This window comes from Austwickia sp. TVS 96-490-7B (assembly GCF_019331795.1).
Classification (GTDB): domain Bacteria; phylum Actinomycetota; class Actinomycetes; order Actinomycetales; family Dermatophilaceae; genus Austwickia.
On sequence record NZ_JAHPZL010000005.1, the window covers coordinates 37,857 to 56,769 of the forward strand.

Annotated in this window: 16 protein-coding genes and 3 riboswitches; of the genes, 5 read left to right on the forward strand and 11 right to left on the reverse strand. The window is 62.3% G+C overall.

Features of this window, described 5'->3' with window-relative positions; genetic code table 11:
- Positions 1–70: 70 nt before the first annotated feature.
- Positions 71–174, forward strand: a riboswitch (cobalamin riboswitch).
- A 78-nt stretch (positions 175–252) separates the two neighbouring features.
- Complete coding sequence (locus tag KEM60_RS07765; RefSeq protein ID WP_219106968.1) at positions 253–1,923, forward strand: putative transporter; 1,671 nt, start codon at positions 253–255, stop codon at positions 1,921–1,923.
- A 96-nt stretch (positions 1,924–2,019) separates the two neighbouring features.
- Here the strand turns inward: KEM60_RS07765 and KEM60_RS07770 are convergent, their stop codons facing one another.
- From KEM60_RS07770 to KEM60_RS07820, 11 genes are all read right to left on the reverse strand, one after another.
- Entirely contained in the window at positions 2,020–3,123 is a 1,104-nt protein-coding gene (locus KEM60_RS07770) for a ribonucleotide-diphosphate reductase subunit beta (RefSeq protein WP_255574378.1), read from the reverse strand.
- Positions 3,120–5,501 carry a ribonucleoside-diphosphate reductase subunit alpha gene (locus KEM60_RS07775; RefSeq protein ID WP_219106969.1) on the reverse strand — a complete coding sequence of 794 codons (2,382 nt, stop codon included), beginning with the start codon at positions 5,499–5,501 and terminating at the stop codon, positions 3,120–3,122. The genes KEM60_RS07770 and KEM60_RS07775 overlap by 4 nt, the downstream gene beginning before the upstream one ends.
- A gap of 159 nt (positions 5,502–5,660) precedes the next feature.
- Positions 5,661–5,867: riboswitch (cobalamin riboswitch) on the reverse strand.
- Between the two features lie 72 nt (positions 5,868–5,939).
- On the reverse strand, positions 5,940–7,265 hold the full coding sequence (locus KEM60_RS07780) for a threonine/serine exporter ThrE family protein (RefSeq protein ID WP_219106970.1): 1,326 nt from the start codon (positions 7,263–7,265) through the stop codon (positions 5,940–5,942).
- A gap of 131 nt (positions 7,266–7,396) precedes the next feature.
- Positions 7,397–7,463: riboswitch (cobalamin riboswitch) on the reverse strand.
- A gap of 199 nt (positions 7,464–7,662) precedes the next feature.
- A complete protein-coding gene (locus KEM60_RS07785; RefSeq protein ID WP_255574379.1) occupies positions 7,663–8,037 on the reverse strand; it encodes a metal-sulfur cluster assembly factor in 375 nt (124 codons plus the stop codon).
- A complete protein-coding gene (gene sufU, locus KEM60_RS07790) occupies positions 8,037–8,522 on the reverse strand; it encodes a Fe-S cluster assembly sulfur transfer protein SufU (RefSeq protein WP_219106971.1) in 486 nt (161 codons plus the stop codon). The genes KEM60_RS07785 and sufU overlap by 1 nt, the downstream gene beginning before the upstream one ends.
- A gap of 1 nt (position 8,523) precedes the next feature.
- Positions 8,524–9,828, reverse strand: coding sequence for a SufS family cysteine desulfurase (locus KEM60_RS07795; RefSeq protein WP_219106972.1), 1,305 nt, complete (start codon positions 9,826–9,828; stop codon positions 8,524–8,526).
- On the reverse strand, positions 9,828–10,598 hold the full coding sequence (sufC, locus tag KEM60_RS07800) for a Fe-S cluster assembly ATPase SufC (protein WP_219106973.1): 771 nt from the start codon (positions 10,596–10,598) through the stop codon (positions 9,828–9,830). Before sufC ends, KEM60_RS07795 begins: the two co-directional genes overlap by 1 nt.
- Before the next feature lie 42 nt (positions 10,599–10,640).
- Positions 10,641–10,973: a non-heme iron oxygenase ferredoxin subunit gene (locus tag KEM60_RS07805; protein WP_219106974.1), complete on the reverse strand. Its 333-nt coding sequence runs from the start codon at positions 10,971–10,973 to the stop codon at positions 10,641–10,643.
- Positions 10,970–12,202, reverse strand: a complete 1,233-nt coding sequence (gene sufD, locus KEM60_RS07810) for a Fe-S cluster assembly protein SufD (RefSeq protein WP_219106975.1) — start codon at positions 12,200–12,202, stop codon at positions 10,970–10,972. The genes KEM60_RS07805 and sufD overlap by 4 nt, the downstream gene beginning before the upstream one ends.
- Positions 12,202–13,617, reverse strand: coding sequence for a Fe-S cluster assembly protein SufB (sufB, locus tag KEM60_RS07815; RefSeq protein WP_219106976.1), 1,416 nt, complete (start codon positions 13,615–13,617; stop codon positions 12,202–12,204). The genes sufD and sufB overlap by 1 nt, the downstream gene beginning before the upstream one ends.
- On the reverse strand, positions 13,614–14,540 hold the full coding sequence (locus KEM60_RS07820) for a metalloregulator ArsR/SmtB family transcription factor (RefSeq protein WP_255574380.1): 927 nt from the start codon (positions 14,538–14,540) through the stop codon (positions 13,614–13,616). The genes sufB and KEM60_RS07820 overlap by 4 nt, the downstream gene beginning before the upstream one ends.
- A gap of 137 nt (positions 14,541–14,677) precedes the next feature.
- Between KEM60_RS07820 and KEM60_RS07825 the strand changes: the two genes are divergently transcribed.
- The 4 genes from KEM60_RS07825 (at position 14,678) to KEM60_RS07840 (ending at position 18,857) form a co-directional block, all read left to right on the forward strand.
- Positions 14,678–15,376 carry an ABC transporter ATP-binding protein gene (locus KEM60_RS07825; protein WP_370626326.1) on the forward strand — a complete coding sequence of 233 codons (699 nt, stop codon included), beginning with the start codon at positions 14,678–14,680 and terminating at the stop codon, positions 15,374–15,376.
- Positions 15,373–16,209, forward strand: coding sequence for an ABC transporter permease (locus tag KEM60_RS07830; protein ID WP_219106977.1), 837 nt, complete (start codon positions 15,373–15,375; stop codon positions 16,207–16,209). The genes KEM60_RS07825 and KEM60_RS07830 overlap by 4 nt, the downstream gene beginning before the upstream one ends.
- Before the next feature lie 300 nt (positions 16,210–16,509).
- Positions 16,510–17,247 (forward strand): vWA domain-containing protein, encoded by a 738-nt coding sequence (locus KEM60_RS07835; RefSeq protein ID WP_219106978.1) that lies wholly within the window; start codon positions 16,510–16,512, stop codon positions 17,245–17,247.
- Positions 17,244–18,857 (forward strand): substrate-binding domain-containing protein, encoded by a 1,614-nt coding sequence (locus KEM60_RS07840; RefSeq protein WP_219106979.1) that lies wholly within the window; start codon positions 17,244–17,246, stop codon positions 18,855–18,857. The genes KEM60_RS07835 and KEM60_RS07840 overlap by 4 nt, the downstream gene beginning before the upstream one ends.
- Positions 18,858–18,913: the final 56 nt, after the last annotated feature.

The following is an 18,913-nucleotide window of genomic DNA, read 5'->3' on the forward strand; positions in this document are numbered from 1 at the left end:
CATCGGTGACCACCAGATATTGGTGATGCCCGACGATAACAACTATTCAGTGCGTCGTAACAACTGTGACATAATGACCGGCGGCAAGAGCCTCCAGGAATCTGGTGAAAATCCAGAACGGTCCCGCCACTGTGAAACCAAGTCAGGAACTGTGCTCTTGTAACCCTGCTATATCGGGCGTGGATACCCGTGAGGAGATAACGCATTGGCTTCATCATGCCCCGCGACTGTACCGACCCCAGGTGGTACGGCGTGACTTGGTTGACAGATCTGATCACCGGACAAGGTACGGCGCATGCCATATTTGTCCTCGCCTTGGTCATCACTATCGGATTAGCACTCAGCAGCTGGAAAATCGCTGGACTGACGTTCGGTAGCGCTTGGATCTTATTTGTCGGGATCTTCCTAGCGCACTGCGGACTAGTCATCGACGGGCACACCTTGTATTTCGTGCGCGAACTAGGCTTAGCACTGTTCGTCTTTTCGATCGGACTGCAAGTCGGACCCAGTTTTCTGTCCGCGCTACGCAAGGGTGGCCTGATCCTGAACCTCCTGGCCACCGGAATGGTGGCACTTGGCGTTGCTGTCACTGTTGCTGTGTATTACGCCACAGATATCAGTGGCCCCACTCTGGTCGGAATTATGTCCGGAGCCGTCACCAACACCCCCGGCCTGGGAGCTGCGCAAGAAACCTACCGTGACATGACCGGTCGAGGCGACCCGACGATTGCCTCAGGGTATGCCGTTGCTTATCCCCTGGCAGTGGTCGGGATCATTCTGTCGATGATCGTGCTTCGGGCCGTCCTGAACGTGGACCTCCGCAGCGCTGAAAGAGAACTGAACGAACTCATTGGCGGAAGCGATAACGACGCGCGCAAATTCACCATTAAAGTGACTAACGCCGAAATCATTGGAAAATCAGTCACCGCAGTTACTAAGATGCTGCCGACCCACTTTGTCATTTCTCGGGTTAAGCGCGCTGGCAGCGACCTCATCGAACTTGTGGAACCCAGCACCACTTTTGCTGACGGTGATGAACTCCTCGTCATCGCGCAGCGTGCTGATCGTGATCTGCTCACTGCTGTTTTAGGACACCGGGTCGATGTCCCGGCAGAGCAGTGGCTCGAAGGTCCAGCCATCTACGAAGCACGCCAGATGGTCTTGTCCACACCCAAACTCAACGGCGTTGCGGTCAGTAAACTCAACCTGCGCTCAGTGCATGGTGTCACCATCACTAGGGTGCACCGCGGCGGCACTGACCTCGTCGCGTCTCCCCGCCTTCAACTGGTCCTCGGTGACCGACTAACTGTGGTAGGGACGGCCGAAAACCTCTCACGGGTAGAGAAACTCTGTGGCAACTCCGCGAGAAGTCTGGACGCACCCAACCTCTTTGTCCTGTTTAGCGGTTTAGTGCTGGGGGTGCTTCTCGGGAGTATCCCGTTGACGATCCCCGGCGTGCCGGTGCCAGTGAAACTTGGCCTCGCAGGGGGCCCTCTTGTCGTAGCTTTGCTCTTGGGTCGCTTCGGCCCACAGCTCCGGCTGGTCACTTACAGCACGGTCAGCGCCAACTTGATGCTCCGTGAGCTTGGAATGGCCTTGTTCCTGGCAGGGGTTGGCCTCAGCGCTGGACCGACATTTGTCGCGACGGTGATGCAAGGCGGCTATCTGTGGGTGCTGTGGGGACTCTTGATTACGGTGGTGCCAGTGTTGATTATCGGTGCCATCGGAGCCACTCTGACCGGGGTCAATTTCCTCGTCATGATTGGCGTTCTTGCCGGGGCAAGCACCGACCCGCCTGCGTTGGCTTATGCCCAGTCGTTGTCCACCTCGGACGGCCCCGCCATCGGTTATGCCAGTGTGTACCCGTTGACGATGTTTCTCCGGGTTGTTGCGGCGCAGGTTTTAGTGATTCTTCTGGTGTGAATCCTTACCAGCCGTCGGGGCGGGTGTGGCGGACATGTTTCGCAGCACCCGCCCCGCCTGGTAGACAGGCTGACCGGTCAGGTTGTTGTGTGTGGTTTAGAAATCCTCATCGAAGGATACTGACCCAGTCACGCCAACCTGGTACGCCGATACCCGACGTTCAAAGAAGTTCGACAGCTCCTGCACATCTTGAAGTTCCATGAATGCTAGCGGATTACGGCTTCCGTATTTCGGCTGTTGCCCTAACTGGGTGAGGCGACGATCGGCAACGCTCTCCAGGTAGAGCCGCATGTCTTGGAGCGATAAACCCGCCACTCCCCCGCTGAGCAAGTCTTCGGCAAATTGCACTTCACATTCAACAGCTTCGGAGATCATCTCCCGAACTTGCGCATTGAATTCGTCATCAAAAAGGTCAGGTTCTTCCAGTCGGATCGTATCGATCACGTCAAATGCAAACGCCATATGGCAGGACTCGTCTCGGAACACCCAGTTTGTTCCGGACGCCAACCCGTTGAGTAGTCCTTTAGATCGCAAGAAATACACATAGGCGAACGCGCCGTAAAAAAAGAGACCTTCGATGCAGGCAGCGAAACAGACGAGGTTGAGGAGAAATGCCCGGCGATCCTCCCTGGTGCGTAAGGCATCCAGGGTAAACACTGAGTCGATCCACCGAAAACAGAATTCAGCCTTACGACGGATCGAGGGAATCTTCTCGACTGCAGCGAACGCTTCTAAGCGTTCATCCTCATCAGGGACGTAGGTATCCAGCAGGGTCAAATAAAACTGGACATGCACAGCCTCTTCGAACAATTGTCGACTCAGATATAACCGCCCCTCAGGACAGTTCACGTGTTGATAAAGATTCAGCACGAGGTTGTTGGCGACAATAGTATCTCCAGTGGCAAAGAACGCGACTAGTCGATTCACCAGATGTCGTTCTGCGGAACTCAGGCGCGCCAGATCTGCCAGGTCGGAATGGAGGTCGACTTCCTCAACTGTCCAGGTGTTCTTGATCGCATCCCGGTAAGAGTCATAGAAGTGCGGATAACGCATCGGTCTCAGGGTGAGGTTCATACCAGGGTCGAGCAGTGCGCTGGTGGCATGGTGATCAGTGGCCGTGCTGAGCGGCCGATGATCACCATGGCCAAGCCGGTCGTCGTTGTCGGTGCGGATCTCAATATCGCGGTCAAGGGTTGTCACTGGCAGGCCTCACAGACGGTCGGGTTTTCCAGGGAACAAGCGACAGCTTCGGTGATCGGTACCGTCGCTTGCTGAATGCGGGTCGCGGGTCGCGAGCGCAGGTAGTAGGTGGTTTTGAGGCCGGCTTTCCAGGCGTATCGGTACATGGAGGAGAGTTTGCCGATGGTGGGGGCGGCCATGAAGAGGTTCAGTGATTGGGATTGGTCGATGTATGGTCCGCGGGCGGCGGCGAGGTCGATGAGGTCTTTTTGGGCGAGTTCCCAGGCGGTGCGGTAGAGCTGTCGGATGTCTTCGGGGATTTCGGTGATGGCTTGGATGGATCCTTCGTGGCGTTTGAGGGTTTCTCTGATGGCGTCGGTCCAGAGGCCTCGTTGTTTGAGTTCGCGGACGAGGTAGGTGTTGATTTGGAGGAATTCTCCAGAGAGGGTTTCTCTTTTGAAGAGGTTGGAGACTTGGGGTTCGATGCATTCGTAGCAGCCGGCGATGGCGGCGATGGTGGCGGTGGGGGCGACGGCGATGAGGAGGGAGTTGCGTAGACCGTGGGTGGCGATGGCGGTGCGGACGGTGTTCCAACGGTCGTGTTGGGTGGGGGTGGTGTTCCACAGGTCGGGTTGGAGGATGCCGTGGGCGGCGCGGGTGTGGGGGTAGGCGGGGTGGGGTCCGTGGGTGGCGGCGAGTTCGGTGGAGCGTTCGAGTGCGGAGAGGTAGATCTCTTCGAAGAGGCGGGTGGAGATCTCGCGGGCTTGGGGTGAGTCGAAGGGCAGCTTGAGGTGGAAGAAGACGTCTTGGAGTCCCATGACTCCTAGGCCGATGGGTCGCCAGGGTGGGTTGCTGGCGGCGGCTTGGGGTGTGGGGTAGAAATTGCGGTCGATGACGCGGTCGAGGAAGGTGACGGCGGTGCGAACGGTTTGGCGGAGTTTGGTCCAGTCGATGGTGCCGGAGAGGGGGTCGACGTGGTGGGCCAGGTTGATGGAGCCGAGGTTGCAGACGGCGGTTTCGGTGTCGTTGTTGACTTCGATGATTTCGGTGCAGAGGTTGGAGAGGTGGACGACGTTGCCTGGTTGGAGGGTTTGGTTGCAGGTGCGGTTGGCGGCGTCTTTGAAGGTGATCCAGCCGTTGCCGGTTTGGGCGAGGGTGCGCATCATCGTGCCGTAGAGTTCGCGGGCTTTGATTTGGCGGACGTATCGTCCTTGGGCTTCGAGGTCGCGGTAGGCCCGGTCGAAGTCTTCGCCCCAGAGGTCGGGGAGTTCGGCGCCGTCGGTGGGGTCGATGAGGGACCACATGTCGTCGGTTTCGACGCGTCGCATGAATTCGTCGGGGACCCAGTTGGCGATGTTGAGGTTGTGGGTGCGTCGGGCGTCTTCGCCGGTGTTGTGGCGGAGTTCGAGGAATTCTTCGATGTCGGGGTGCCAGGTTTCGAGGTAGACGCAGGCGGCTCCTTTGCGGCGTCCGCCTTGGTTGACGGCGGCGACGGAGGCGTCGAGGGTGCGTAGCCAGGGGACGATGCCGTTGGATCGGCCGTTGGTGCCGCGGATGAGGGCACCGCGGGAGCGGATTCTGCTCCAGGAGACGCCTATTCCACCGGCGAATTTGGAGAGTTTTGCGATTTGGGCGTAGCGGTCGTAGATGGATTCGAGGTCGTCGCGGGGGGAGTCGACGAGGTAGCAGGAGGACATTTGGGTGTGGGCGGTGCCGGAGTTGAAGAGGGTAGGTGAGCTGGGGAGGTAGTCCAGGGCGGTCATCAGGGTGGCTAGCTCGATGGCTTCGTCGAGGGTGTGCGCTAGTCCGGTGGCGACACGCATGAGCCAGTACTGGGGAGTTTCGAGGGGGAGGCGGGTGTGAGGGTGTCGTAGGAGGTAGCGGTCGTAGACCGTTTGCATGCCGACGTATTCGAAGCGGAGGGTGGCGTCGGGGTCAATGGCCGAGTCGAGAGCGGTGGCGTGGGCGGCGACGAAGGCGGCGGTGTCGTCGCCGATGAGTCCGTGGTGGTGTCCGATGCGGATGGACTCGGAGAAGGTGGTGATGTGTTGTCCGGTCACTTCTTCGTCGATGACGTGGCCGAGGAGGCGGGCGGCGAGACGGGAGTAGCCGGGGTCGAGGGCGGTGAGTTGTGCGGCGTTGGCGATGGCGAGGCGGTCGAGTTCGTCGGTGGTGGCGCCGTCGTAGAGGCCGCTGATGGTGCTGGTGGCGACGCGCATCGGGTCGACGTCGGGGAGGTCGGTGCACCAGCGTTCGATGGCGGTGACGATTTTGGTGACGTCGACGGGTTCGAGGGTTCCGGCTCTGGTGCGTACCCGCATGCGGGGTGGGTGGGTGAGTGCGGGTGGGCAGGCTTCGGGGGTGGTGTTGGGGTGGACCCGTGGTGTGGTGGCGGTCATGGGCTCTCTCCTCGCGAGCTGTGACGGGACGCGGTGTGTCCGAGGGAGGAGAGGTGGTCAGGCACGCATGACGAGGCGTCGGCCGGGCGGATTGGCACGGTCGTGGTCCGTTCTGTGTGTCTGCCGACCCCTCCCTCGGGGGCCGCGACGTGACCACACGCGTCGCGTGTGGTTGCTGGCAGGTCTTCGGACTCTGGGGCTCTCCGGTGGTGCCGGAATCTACTGGCCGTCGCTTCCCGGACTGCGTGTCCAGTGCGTGTGACGGTGGTCGTTCCCCATGACCGCTGCGGGGCAGTTCTGGATTCGCACCAGATTCCCTCTTTCCCCGGCTCCTTTCGGATCCGGACCAGCTCGAGCACTATATCTGTACGGCGAGCCGATGTGTGAAACCAGATGTTGTGTCGGGGAGTCGTTGTGGTGACTGGTCGGGTTGGCCGCTCAGGCGTAGGCCCAGTCGTGGTCGGTGAGGAACCGGGCTACAGCCAGTCCTGCGGCGACGGCGATCAGCAAGAGTGTCGCGGTGGTCGCTTCGGTGAGGAAGCTGTCGATGGTTCCTGCGTTGAGGTGGTACATCCCTCGGTACATGGTGGTCCCGGGGATCATGATGATCGCTGCGGGGACAGACACGGTGATGCGGGGTATATGGGCGCGGACCGAGATCAGCGCGGCGAGTAACCCGATGGCTAGTCCTGCGACAAAACATGCAGTTTGTGCGGGGACATGAAGGGTCAGGCAACCCAGTCGGATCAGGTTGGCTACGGCTCCGATCAGCGCGGACAGTAAGACCATCCGCAGGGCTGCGTCAAAGAGCATCGCAAATGCTGCGACGGCCACGAAGGACGCGACAGTCCAGATGAGGATCCCTAACCAGGGGGTCATCTCCCGGGGACGTGGTGGCAGAGGCGCGGCACCGGCGAGGGAGGACAGCATCCAGACGGTGCCGGTGGAGGTGCCAATCACCGCTATGGCATACACCAGTCGGATGGAACCAGCGACGACGTCGAGATGCGCGATGTCCAATAGTGCGGTGAACAGTGGAAATCCAGGAATGAGATAGAGCACCGCAGCGACGTATCCCGCGTCGTGGGCGGTGTGACTCATTCCGACGAGTGGAGCTGCTCCAGTCACCAATAGCAGGTAGAGCAGGCATGATGTCGCTGAGCAGAGTGCCACCACGGCCAGCGGGGCGACCCGGTGGTGACCTAGCAGGCTACGCAGGTATTGCCCCAGCCCGGCAGCGACGATCACTGCCATCGCGTCCCAGGGTCCAAAACCGTTGAGTACGGCGAATGCTGCGCATCCCACTCCGGCGGCAGCGGCGCGGGAGGAAAAACTCCATCGCCGTGGACTGCTGGTGATAGCCGTCAACGCGGCATGGATGTCATCGGGGTTCGCGCCGGACGGTAACCGGTGGGTCAGACGTTCTAGCGCGGCGATCCGTCCGGCGTCGACGCCGAGACTGGTGATTTCTCGGACGACGGTTCGAAACTCTCCGCCGCGGCGGGCGGTCACTGTGATGGTTGTCATGGTGACCGCGGCATCGAGGGCGTCAATATCAAGGAGACTAGCGACCTGATGCATGGCTCTGGTGACCCGGTAGGATCCGGTTCCGGCGGCGGCCAGCATCGTTCCGAGGCGAAGGACAGCCTGAAGGTCAGCGCCTAAGTTTCGCTGCTGGGGTGCGAGTCCAGCTGGCGGGGCGTTGTCGAGATGCTGGGGCGGATGGTCGTGGTGCGCGGCGTACTGCAGTGGTGTTCCCGTCATGGCCTCATCTCCCGTGAGGATGCCGCAAGCCGGGACGTCGAGCGCCGATCACACGGCGATGTGCTCGATCGGGTGGGGAAGCGCCGACGCCCTCGTCCGGGGCTGGGTGTCCTGTCATGTCACGCAGTCGACCGGGCTCGTCCCCTCTAGCCTTGTGGGGGCATCACCGTTGCGGGACAGCGCCGGGATCTCACCGGCTTCGCTGGCGTCACAAGGTCGAGCTGTCAGCTCGGCGCCGTCATTCTGCCACTGGGGCTGCCCGGGCGAGACACCAGCCCTGGGCTGGGTAGCTCAACGGGGTGCGTTCTCCTGGCCTGCGCTGCGCAGGCTGGGGCCATTCCCCTCATCGGTGTCGTCGGGGCCATCACCACGGCCTCGACGACACCGGCCGTCAAGCTCAGATGTTGAAGCCGAGAGCGCGCAGCTGCTCCCGACCGTCCGGGGTGATCTTGTCTGGACCCCATGGCGGCATCCACACCCAGTTAATGCGATGGCTCGCCACCAGCCCCTCCAGAGCCTGTGCGGTTTGGTCTTCGATGACATCGGTCAACGGGCAAGCCGCTGACGTCAACGTCATATCGATCACCGCGTGGGTCCCACCGTCAAGGTGCACCCCATAAATCAGCCCCAGGTCGACGACGTTGATCCCCAATTCCGGGTCGACAACATCTCGCAATGCCTCTTCGACATCGGCCACGTTAGCCGGGATCGGGACGGCTCCGGTGGGTGCCGCCGAGCCCGGCAGCTGTTCGTCCTGGACAGACTCGCTCATCAGTGGGTCTCCTTCGTCACATCATCGGTCAAGAGGGTCAGGTCTGCCCCAGAACGAGCCAGGGCATCAGTCAACGCGGTCCATCCGAGCAGTGCGCATTTGACTCGCGCCGGATATTGGGCGACCCCAGCCAATGCCACTCCGTCCCCGATGACCTCTTCATCTCCAGCGTCCTGACCGCGGGAGGTAAGCATCGCGCGCATCGCGGCGTACGTCTGCATTGTTTCGGCGAGGGAGTGTCCGATGCATTCCTGCGCAAGGATTGACGTGGACGCCATCGAAATGGAGCACCCCAGCGCGTCATAACTGATGTCAGTGACGATCGCATCGGGTCCTTTCGCGGCGTCATCAAGGTGCACCCGCAAGGTGATTTCATCGCCACATGTCGTGTTGACGTGATGCACCTCAGCGCCGTAAGGCTCCCGCAGCCCTGCATGCTGGGGATGTTTGCTGTGGTCGAGGATAAGTTCCTGGTAGAGGTCCATGTCATGTCTCCAGGCGGAAAATGGTCGGGATCGTGTCGAGAGCAGAGACCAGAGCATCGATTTCCGCTGGGGTGGTGTAGGGCCCAAAACTCGCCCGAGTAGAAGCCACCACCCTCAAGGCCCGGTGCAGCGGTGCCGCACAGTGATGCCCTACTCGCACCTCCACTCCCGCGTCGTCAAGCACCTGCCCCACGTCATGGGGGTGGACACCATCGACGGTCCAGGCGACCGCCCCAGAGCGATGATGACCTTGGCTCGGTCCGAGAACCCGCAACCACGAACGCTCGGCGAGCGCGTCGAGCAGTTGGGCGGCGAGGGCCTGCATGTGTGCGTCGAGGCGGTCCATCCCGAGGGCGTCGAGATAGTCGCAGGCCGCAGCGAGGCCAATGGCTTGCGCAGCGGCGGGCACTCCTGGTTCGAAGCGTTCCGGCGGGGGAAGGTAGGTGGAGCCTTCCATCCGGACGACTTCGATCATTGATCCGCCAGTGAGATACGGCGGCATCGCTCGCAGGAGGTTATAGCGTCCCCAGAGCACGCCTAGTCCGAGGGGTCCGAGCATTTTGTGTCCGGAAAACGCGAGGAAGTCAACGCCGAGGTCGGTGACGTCCAGGGCTCGGTGTGGGGCGGATTGGCAGGCATCAAGCACCGTGAGTGCCCCGACCTGTCGGGCCCGAGCCACCAGGGTGGCGATCGGGTTGAGGGTACCCAGCACGTTGGAGACGTGAGTGAACGCGAAGACCTTAGTGCGTTCGTCGACGATGGTGTCCAGGTGGGTGAGGTCGAGGCGCCCGTCAGGGGTTAGTGGAAGCCAGCGCAGGGTTGCGCCGGTACGGCGGGCTAGTTCTTGCCAAGGGACCAGATTGGCGTGGTGCTCCATTTCGGTGACGCAAATGTTGTCGCCGGGGCCGATGCGTAGTCGGTCCGCGACGGTGGGGTCCACGTCGTCGAGAGCGCCGGGTGTGGTGGCATTGCTCAGGGCGTATGCCACCAGGTTCAGGGATTCGGTGGCGCTTTTGGTGAAGACCACTTCCTGGCTTGGTGCGCCGATGAACGCGCCGATCCTGGATCTGGCGTGCTCGTAGGCTTCAGTGCCTTCTTCGGAGAGTTGGTGTGCGCCGCGGTGGACGGCGGAGTTTAGCTGTTCGTAGAAGGCTCGTTCGGCGTCCATGACCTGGCGAGGTTTGTGCGAGGTGGCCCCGGAGTCGAGATACACCAGGGGACGGTCACCTCGCAGGCGCCGCGACAGGATGGGGAAGTCGGCGCGGATCCGGGCCAGCTCGGCGTCGGTGAACGGCCCGCCGGACATCAGGCTTTGGCCGCGTTCTGCAGGGCGACGTACCGGTCGTAGCCGTGTTCTTCGAGGTGTTCGGCCAGTTCGGGGCCGCCTTCTTCGACGATGCGGCCGGCTGCGAAGACGTGGACGAAGTCAGGTTTGATGTAGCGCAGGATGCGGGTGTAGTGGGTGATGAGCAGGATGCCTAGATCATTGGCTTCTTTAGCGCGAACTACTCCTTCGGAGACGACGCGCAGTGCGTCGACGTCAAGGCCGGAGTCGGTTTCGTCGAGGATCGCCATCTTCGGTGCGAGCAGTTCGAGCTGGAGGACTTCGTGGCGTTTCTTTTCGCCGCCGGAGAAGCCAGCGTTAACGTCGCGTTCGGCGAAGGCGGGGTCCATTTTCAAGGCGTCCATGGCGGACCGTACTTCTTTGACCCAGGTGCGCAGTTTGGGTGCTTGGCCATCGACGGCGGTTTTGGCGGTGCGCAGGAAGTTCGACACTGATACCCCGGGGACTTCCACGGGGTATTGCATCGCCAAGAAGAGACCGGCGCGGGCGCGTTCGTCGACGCTCATCGCGAGGACGTCGTCACCGTCCAGGGTGACGGTGCCGCTGGTGATGGTGTATTTGGGGTGGCCGGCGATCGAGTAGGCCAGGGTGGATTTTCCAGAGCCGTTGGGTCCCATGATGGCGTGAGTTTCACCGGAACGAATGGTCAGGTCGACCCCGCGCAGGATTTCTTTCGCGCCGGATTCGGTGTCCACGCTGACGTGCAGGTCGCGGATCTCCAGGGTGGCCATGGTGTTTCTCCTCGGAACGTGGGGCGTGCGCGGTGGCGACGCTTAGGCGTGGGGGGTGGCGGGGATGTCGACGAGGACGTCGTCACCGTCGATGTGGACGGGGTAGACCAGGATCGCCGCAGTGGCCGGTGGGGTCAGTGGGGCGCCGGTGCGCAGGTCGAACCGGGCTCCGTGAAGCCAACATTCGATGCAGTTGCCGTCGACTTCTCCTTCAGAGAGGGCGACGCTGCCGTGGCTGCATTCGTCTTCAATGGCGTGGACGGTGCCCTCATCGTCCCGGACCACTGCCAGGGGGGCGTCCATGTCATCAAGGACAACCCTGATGGCACCGACTGTGGGGAGTTCAGACAGGGCACAGACCCGCTGGAAGGTCACTGGTCACTCTCCTGCGGTGCCGGGACTGGCCCCATGGAGGCGGCAAGTTCGTCGTCGACGACAGCCATCAGGTGTTCGCTGATCTCCTGGATGCCGATTTTGTTGACAATGTCGGCGAAGAAAGCGCGTACGACGAGACGACGAGCCTCGTCCTGAGGGATCCCGCGAGCCATCAGATAGAACAGTTGTTCGTCGTCGAAGCGCCCAGTGGCGCTGGCGTGACCGGCTCCGACGATGTCACCGGTTTCGATTTCCAGGTTGGGGACGGAGTCGGCGCGGGCACCGTCGGTCAGGACGAGGTTGCGGTTCAGCTCGTAGGTGTCGGTGCCATGGGCGGTGGCGCGGATGAGGACGTCACCGACCCAGACGGTGTGTGCGGATGCGCCTTGCAGCGCTCCCTTATAGACGACATTGCTGCGGCAGTTCGGGGTGTCATGGTCTACGAACAGTCGGTGTTCGAGGTGTTGACCTGCGTCAGCGAAGTACACGCCGAGACCTTCGAAGGACCCTCCTGGCGCGGCATATCGGGTGTTGGTGCTTTGCCGAACGAGGTGACCGCCAAGGGTGGCAGTGATGTGTCGCACGTCAGCATCCCGCCCGACGTACACGTCATGCTCGCTGAGGTGGATGGCGTCGTCCTGCCACTCGTGGACGGTGACCACTGTCAGATGGGCACCGTCCTCGGCGACGATCTCGACGCGATCCGCGAGGGTCGCAGCTCCACTGAAGCGCAACACCACGGCTGCCTGGCTGTGCCGCTCTGCCAGCACCACGAGATGGGCGGCAACGGGAGCGTCCTGTCCGAGACCGACCTGGTCAATAACGATCGGTTCAGTCAGGTGGGCGTCAGCGGTGATGCGCACCACGGTGACCTGTGCTGCAGAGGCATCAGCCAGCACCGCGCCACGATCGCCGGGACGTCCAGCAGAGGCGAGCGCGCGGGCTTCATCTCTGGTGACGGTGCTGACGTGCACGTTTTGGTCGGTGCGGCTGGTCAGCGTCAGTCCGGCGGCATCGAAGTCAGGGGCATTGAGGAGCCCCTGCAAGCGGTCCAGTGGGGTGTAGCGCCATTCTTCTTCGCGGCCGTGCGGCACGGGGAAATCCGCCGGGTCGAAGGAGGTGCGCCGTTCTCCGCGGGATTGTTCCGGGACAGTGCTTGGCGGGGTGTCGGGTGTGGACACCTGCGCAGCGTTCGGCGTGGCGGGTGCGGGGGCGGTCTCGATCGACATCAGCCGACGGCTCCTTCCATCTGCAGTTCGATGAGCCGGTTCAGCTCGAGGGCGTATTCCATGGGGAGTTCACGGGCGATCGGTTCGACGAAGCCGCGCACAATCATGGCCATGGCTTCCTCCTCGCTCATGCCGCGAGACATCAGGTAGAAGAGTTGGTCGTCGCTGACCTTGGAGACGGTGGCTTCGTGTCCCATCTGTACGTCGTCTTCTCGGACGTCGACGTACGGGTAGGTGTCGGAGCGGGAGATGTTGTCGACGAGAAGAGCGTCGCAGCGCACGGTGCTTTTCGCGCCGTGGGCCCCGTCCATGATGTGGATGAGGCCGCGGTAGCTGGTCCGTCCCCCACCACGCGCCACGGATTTGGAGACGATGGAGGAGGACGTGTGTGGCGCAGCGTGCACCATCTTCGCGCCGGCGTCTTGGTGCTGCCCCTCCCCCGCGAACGCGATGGACAGGGTTTCGCCGCGGGCGTGCTCACCCATGAGGAACACGGCTGGGTATTTCATCGTGACTTTGGAGCCGATGTTGCCGTCGACCCATTCCATGGTGGCTCCGGCTTCGCACATCGCCCGTTTGGTGACGAGGTTGAAAACGTTGTTCGACCAGTTTTGGATGGTCGTGTAGCGCACTCGGGCGCCTTTTTTGACGATAATCTCCACGACGGCGGAGTGCAGCGAGTCGGATTTGTAGATCGGGGCAGTGCACCCTTCGACGTAGTGCACGTAGGAGTCTTCGTCAGCGATGATCAGGGTCCGCTCAAATTGGCCCATGTTCTCGGTGTTGATCCGGAAGTAGGCCTGCAAAGGGATGTCTACGTGGACCCCCTTGGGCACGTAAATGAAGGATCCACCTGACCAGACGGCGGTGTTCAGCGCGGCGAACTTATTGTCGCCGGGGGGGATCACCGAGCCGAAGTACTCCTTGAAGATATCTTCGTGTTCGCGGAGACCGGTGTCGGTGTCGACAAAGATCACGCCCTTCGCTTCCAGGTCTTCCCGGATCTGGTGGTAGACCACCTCAGATTCGTACTGGGCTGCGACGCCAGCGACGAGCCGTTGTTTTTCGGCTTCCGGGATGCCCAGCTTGTCGTACGTCGCTTTGATGTCCTCGGGTAGCTCTTCCCATGTGGTGGCCTGTTTTTCCGTGGACTTCACGAAGTACTTGATGTTTTGAAAGTCGATGCCGGACAGATCGCTGCCCCAGTGTGGCATCGGTTTCTTATCGAACAAACGCAGCGACTTCAGCCGCAGCTTGGTCATCCACTCAGGTTCGTTCTTGCGGGTGGAAATGTCGGTGACGACGTCGACGTTGAGGCCACGTCGCGCCGAGGCTCCCGCCACGTCTGAGTCGGCCCACCCGTACTCATAGCGGCCGATGTCCTTTAGTCCCGGGTTGAGCGCGTCGATGCTCATCGGGGGCTCCTCTCGGTGGGGTGGTGCTCAGTGGTCGGGGTGGTGTGTGGGTGTGGGTCGTCCGGCGGCCCAGCTGGCAGGTCGGCCTGGGGACCGTCCCGGCCGTTCAGATCGTCTTGGCAGGTCGTGCCGACCCGTCCGGGGATGTATGTCGTACAGGCGTGGGCGCCGGAAGCCAACGTCGATAACCGCTGGACATGGACGCCTAGCAGGCGCGCAAAGGCCTGCGTTTCGGCCTCGCAGAATTCGGGAAACTCTTCGGCGATCTCTTGCACCGGGCAGTGTCCCTGACAGATTTGCAAGCCGATGCTGGACAGGTGACTGTGCATGCCGTCGGCGGTGGTCTTGCCGACTGGGAGGACTGGGATCATCGGACCGACCGGGCGCGCTGTCGCAGCGAAACCGTCGGCGTCCAAAGCGTGGGCGAGCGCTCGAGCGCGAGCGAGGACATCCGGACCTGCGGCGGCAACGACATGGCCGTAGCGGGATTCGAGCTGCGAGATACGTTGCCGGGCAAACGCAGTCACCGCGTGGGGACCAGCCTGTTCAGCAAGGTAACGCAATGCGGCAGTGGCGACTTGACCGTACTCAGTGGCGAGTCCAGTACGCACAGTCCCAGCGACATAGGCTCGAGCCGGTCGCCCTCGGCTCTTTTTGCGACCAAGCTGCCGACTTCCCGTAGCGTCAACTCCTGCGGGAGCGAGCCGGATCTGGCCATCGATCTCCAAGGCATCGAGGTGTCGACGTACTGCAGTGGGGGTGAGTCCGAACTCTTCAGCGAGTGTCGCTGCGGTGATCGGCCCACGTTCGACGACGGCGCGAAGGACCAGGTCCCGGGTGCGGGAGTCGTGGCCCTTGAGCCGGATGCGGGTTGCTCTCCCGTCCGCGACGGGAGTCCCGTCGTGAGCGTCGGCGGAAAACACAACACAAACCTTACCTAATTCGTGGGAGTGGTCGCGCCGCCCCCACCAGGTCCGCCGCGCCGCCACATCGAACAGGTCTGGGGCTCCAGGAAACCCGATACACCTCAAACCAGGCCTAGACTGCGCTAGTGCCTGCCGTGATCGTCGATGACGTGCGCCGTTCCTACGGGGCCGTGACAGCCCTGGACGGCATGACCTGGTCCGCTCGCGCCGGTGAGGTGACTGTCGTCCTCGGCCCCAACGGCGCGGGGAAGACCACCGTGATGGAATGCCTCGAAGGCCTGCAACGGCCTGACTCTGGCATGGTCCGTGTGCTCGACACCGACCCTTGGCAAGCCAGCGCAGACCACCGCGCTCGAGTAGGGGTGATGCTGCAAGACGGTGGGCTACCCAACGGGGCCCGGCCGATGGCAGTCCTGCACCACCTTGCACTGTTCCACGCCGATCCCATCGACGTCGTCGCGATCGCCCGAAAACTCGGTATCGACGGCTTCGCCGGCCGGACAGTCCGACGCCTCTCCGGAGGCCAACGGCAGCGAGTTGCCTTCGCCGCAGCCCTCGTTGGCCGACCCGAGGTGCTTTTCCTTGACGAGCCCACTGCGGGCCTGGACCCGCATGCCCGCCTAGACGTCTACGAGATCATTCGCGCCGAACGCGACCGTGGCGCAGGGATTGTCGTCACTACGCATTCCTTCGAGGAAGCCGAGGAGCTGGCCGATCATGTGGTGATCGTTCGTGACGGCACCGTCGCGATGGCGGGACGACTCGACCAGATCCGTGGCACGGGCCGACTCGCGGATGCCTATTTCACCCTGACCGGAAGTACCCCTCGATGAGCAAACCTTCATCCGCGTCGGCAGACACTGCCGACGTATCCACCGCCTCGCGTCCGCCACGCGACAGTCACCATGACAGCAATGGCACCGCACGTGCTGCCCGCCCATGGGTACGGGTGGCAGCAGCTGCTCGCTTTGATGCATTAATCATCCTGCGTAACGGCGAACAACTTCTGGTCTCGCTGCTGCTCCCAGCGCTGGCGCTGATTGGCCTCACCCTCTCCCCCTTCCCCAGCCTCGGCCCAGGGCCCCGGGTGGATGTCGCCGTCCCGGGGGCATTGGCGCTCGCATTGTTGTCCTCGGCGTTTACTGGGCAGGCGATCGGGCTCGGGTTCGACCGCCGGTACGGCGTTTTGCGGTTGTGGGGCACCACCCCGCTCGGCCGGGATGGATTCTTATATGCCCGGGTCCTGGCAGTGTTGTTAGTGCAGGGCGCGCAAGTGTGCGTGGTCGGCGTGGTGGGCGTCGTCATGGGGTGGCGCCCGTCATGGGAGGCGATTCCCGGGGTGCTGCTCTTCTGGATCGCCGGTACGGCGGCATTTGTGGCGTTGGCATTCGTGTTTGCTGGAACACTGCGCGCCGAGGCGGTGCTGGCTACGGCCAACCTGTTGTGGGTGGTGATGGCCGGAGCTGGTGGGGTACTCTCCCCGACGCATCGGTATCCGGCTCCATGGGGTGATCTCTTGGGATGGCTGCCGCCAGGGGCCCTCGGCGAAGGGATGCGATCAGCGATGGTGTCGCATACCGTCGCGTGGGGATCTCTGGGAGTGCTCCTGTGTTGGGCCACATTGTTAGCTGCGGTAGCCACTCGCACCTTCAGGTGGTCCGATTAACGAATCTGCTCTGAGGGCAAAGGCGTTCAGCACTGACGACTGGATGGTGTCAGGCACTCCCGATCGCCAGAGATTCCGGAGACCGCCTCTGCCGTCCTGGTCGGTACTAATCCGTTGAAGTCTTGAAATGTGAGATGACATGTCTCGCCCCAAAGATCTTCCCAGGTTTTTGCGCACAAGTTGGCCGAAACTTCAGAGTCAACTGTTCAAGACGATTGTCAGAATGACGCCGGTTTCCCCTACCGTAATGCTGTGAAGCACCGTCGACCGCCGGGACCCTTTTCGCGTCTCCGGCTTCCCATGATCGCCGCCTCCGCGATCACGCTCGTGATCGTCCTGGCCATCGCCAGCATCGCGCTGTGGCGGCAGAACAATGACAACCCCGCGGCGACGTCCAACGCCACTGCTTCAGGCAGCACGCCGGACGGCGCTCGTGGTACGACCGACGCTGAGAGGACAGTGGCGCTCAAACACGCAGGCCGCATTGTCTTCGTCGTGGACACCTCCAACGGTATGGGCCCCTGGCTCGATGCCGCCAAGGATGGTGTGTCGTCCCTGGTGGCGACCCTGCCTGACGAGGTCAGCGCTGGACTGATCACGTACTCGTCCAGCGGAGCAAATGTGGGCACTCCCATTGCCCCCGCGAATGCAGGACAACGTGGTCAGCTCTCCGACGCGATGCGCAGCCTGAAAGCCGGAGGAGGCCCCGGACCGCTGCCAGACGCTCTTCTCCTGGGTTACCAGAACGCCGTCAACAATGCTGCTCCCAATACCGCACCGCTGGTGGTGGTGATCACCGCGAGTGGGATGGCCTCCGGGACCGACATCTCCACCCTCACCTCGTTCATCCAAGCTGACGCCTCTAACCGCGTCACCGCAGCTCGCGTTGTTGCTCTCGCTGGCACCGGCGCCGACCGAGCACCACTCGACAAGGCCGCCTCGACCACTCACGGTCGTGTCGACGCAGTCAAGGACGCTGATGAGCTCCGCACCGCCATTCGTGACGTCGCTGTCTCTAAGGGCGGGAGTGGCTCATGACCCGTTCGATGCGACGGACGCAGCAGAGCACGCTGGCAGCCGCGACGACACTCTCTGTCGTCAGCGTGCTGTCTGCGTGTAGCCTGCCCAGCGTCCTGGGGGGTAACGCATCATGTTCCGATCCGGTCAAGGTCAACGTCGCGGTGTCCCCCGAAATGAGGGACATCGTCCACGCCCAGGCCGAACGGATCGCCGGACAAGTCTGTGCCGCCTTCACGGTCAATGCCGAGGAAAGCGCGGCCACAGCCAACCGGACCCCGGGCAAAGACGCGCCCGACCTGTGGATCCCCGACTCACCGCTGTGGTCACTGACCGCTAACCAAAAGACCACCGACGCCTACGAGGTGGAGGACAAGCCGGTCGCCACGAGCCCGCTAGTCCTGGGCGTCCCTAAATCCTTGGTGGACAGCAAAAAAATCCCGACCGGGTCTGTTCCCTCCGCGGAGATCCTCTCCAAGGCAGCACCCGCCTTCATGATGGCCAAACGGGACATCTCCTCCCCGACCATGATGACCTTGCTCAACACCTGGCAAAACGCGGGGGGCCGCCGACCTGACGAATTGCGGGCAGCCAAGGTGATGCTGCCGGTCGCCGCCAGCACCGCCACCGATGACGCTCTCTACTCTCGGGCCATGCCCGGTGGCAGCGGCGCCCCGGTGGTGTTCCCAGCCAGCGAAGTGGGGATCGCCGCCTTTAACAAGGCACATACCGACACGCCGATCTCCGCGCTGGCCGCGAAAGAGGGCGTCAGCTCCCTCAGTTACCTTCCCGCCCGAGCGTCCGCTAGCGACGAACGGGCCAAGAAGGCGTCCGAGGAACTGATCAAAGCGCTGCACTCAGAAGACAGCGTCAAGGCGCTCAAGGATGGCGGATTCCGGGTAGACGGGCAGACTTCGGTCACCGTCCCGGAGATGCCTGCTGAGGTCAAAGTCACCATGGACGCGCCGACTGCCAATCAGCTCCGTCAGTTCGGTGCGCTGATGCAAAAACTCAGCCAACGAGTGCGAATGCTGGTAGCCATCGATTCTTCAGGGTCGATGATGTCGCCCTCCGGATACGGCAACAGCCGCATCGAGCTGACGATCAATGCTCTCAAGGATGCCCTCACCTACATCCCTCCGAACACCGACGTCACGCTCTGGCAATTCGCCAACAACGCCAAGTTTGGTGCACACGACTGGCGCCAGCTGATGCCATCAACTCAGGTCACCGCAGCTGACGGGTCATTGCTCCCCGGAGCGTTGAAGATGAAGCAGTCCTTCAACTCCCTCATCGACAGTGTGGGGGGCGGCACCGGTCTGTACGACACCATCTGGGATGCGTACACCACTGCCCGGGGAACGGCCTCTCTGGACACCAACACCATCGTGGTCTTGTTGACGGACGGCCGCAATGAAGACGACCCGAACAGCATCGGTTTGGACAATCTGTTGTCCAAACTGAAATCGAGCCGTTCGGAGCTGCAACCCGTGAAACTGGTGCTGGCAGGTCTCGGGCCGCAGTCTGACATGGACGCGCTGCGCAAGATCGCTCAGGCCGCCAACGGCAGCGCCACCCTGGTGGACGACAAGACCACCTTCCTGGATGTCATCGTCGGTTCACTCGTCTAAGCCACTGCTGTCCGGGCTGACCAGCCCGGACAGCAGGACTCCATAGATCATTCCCG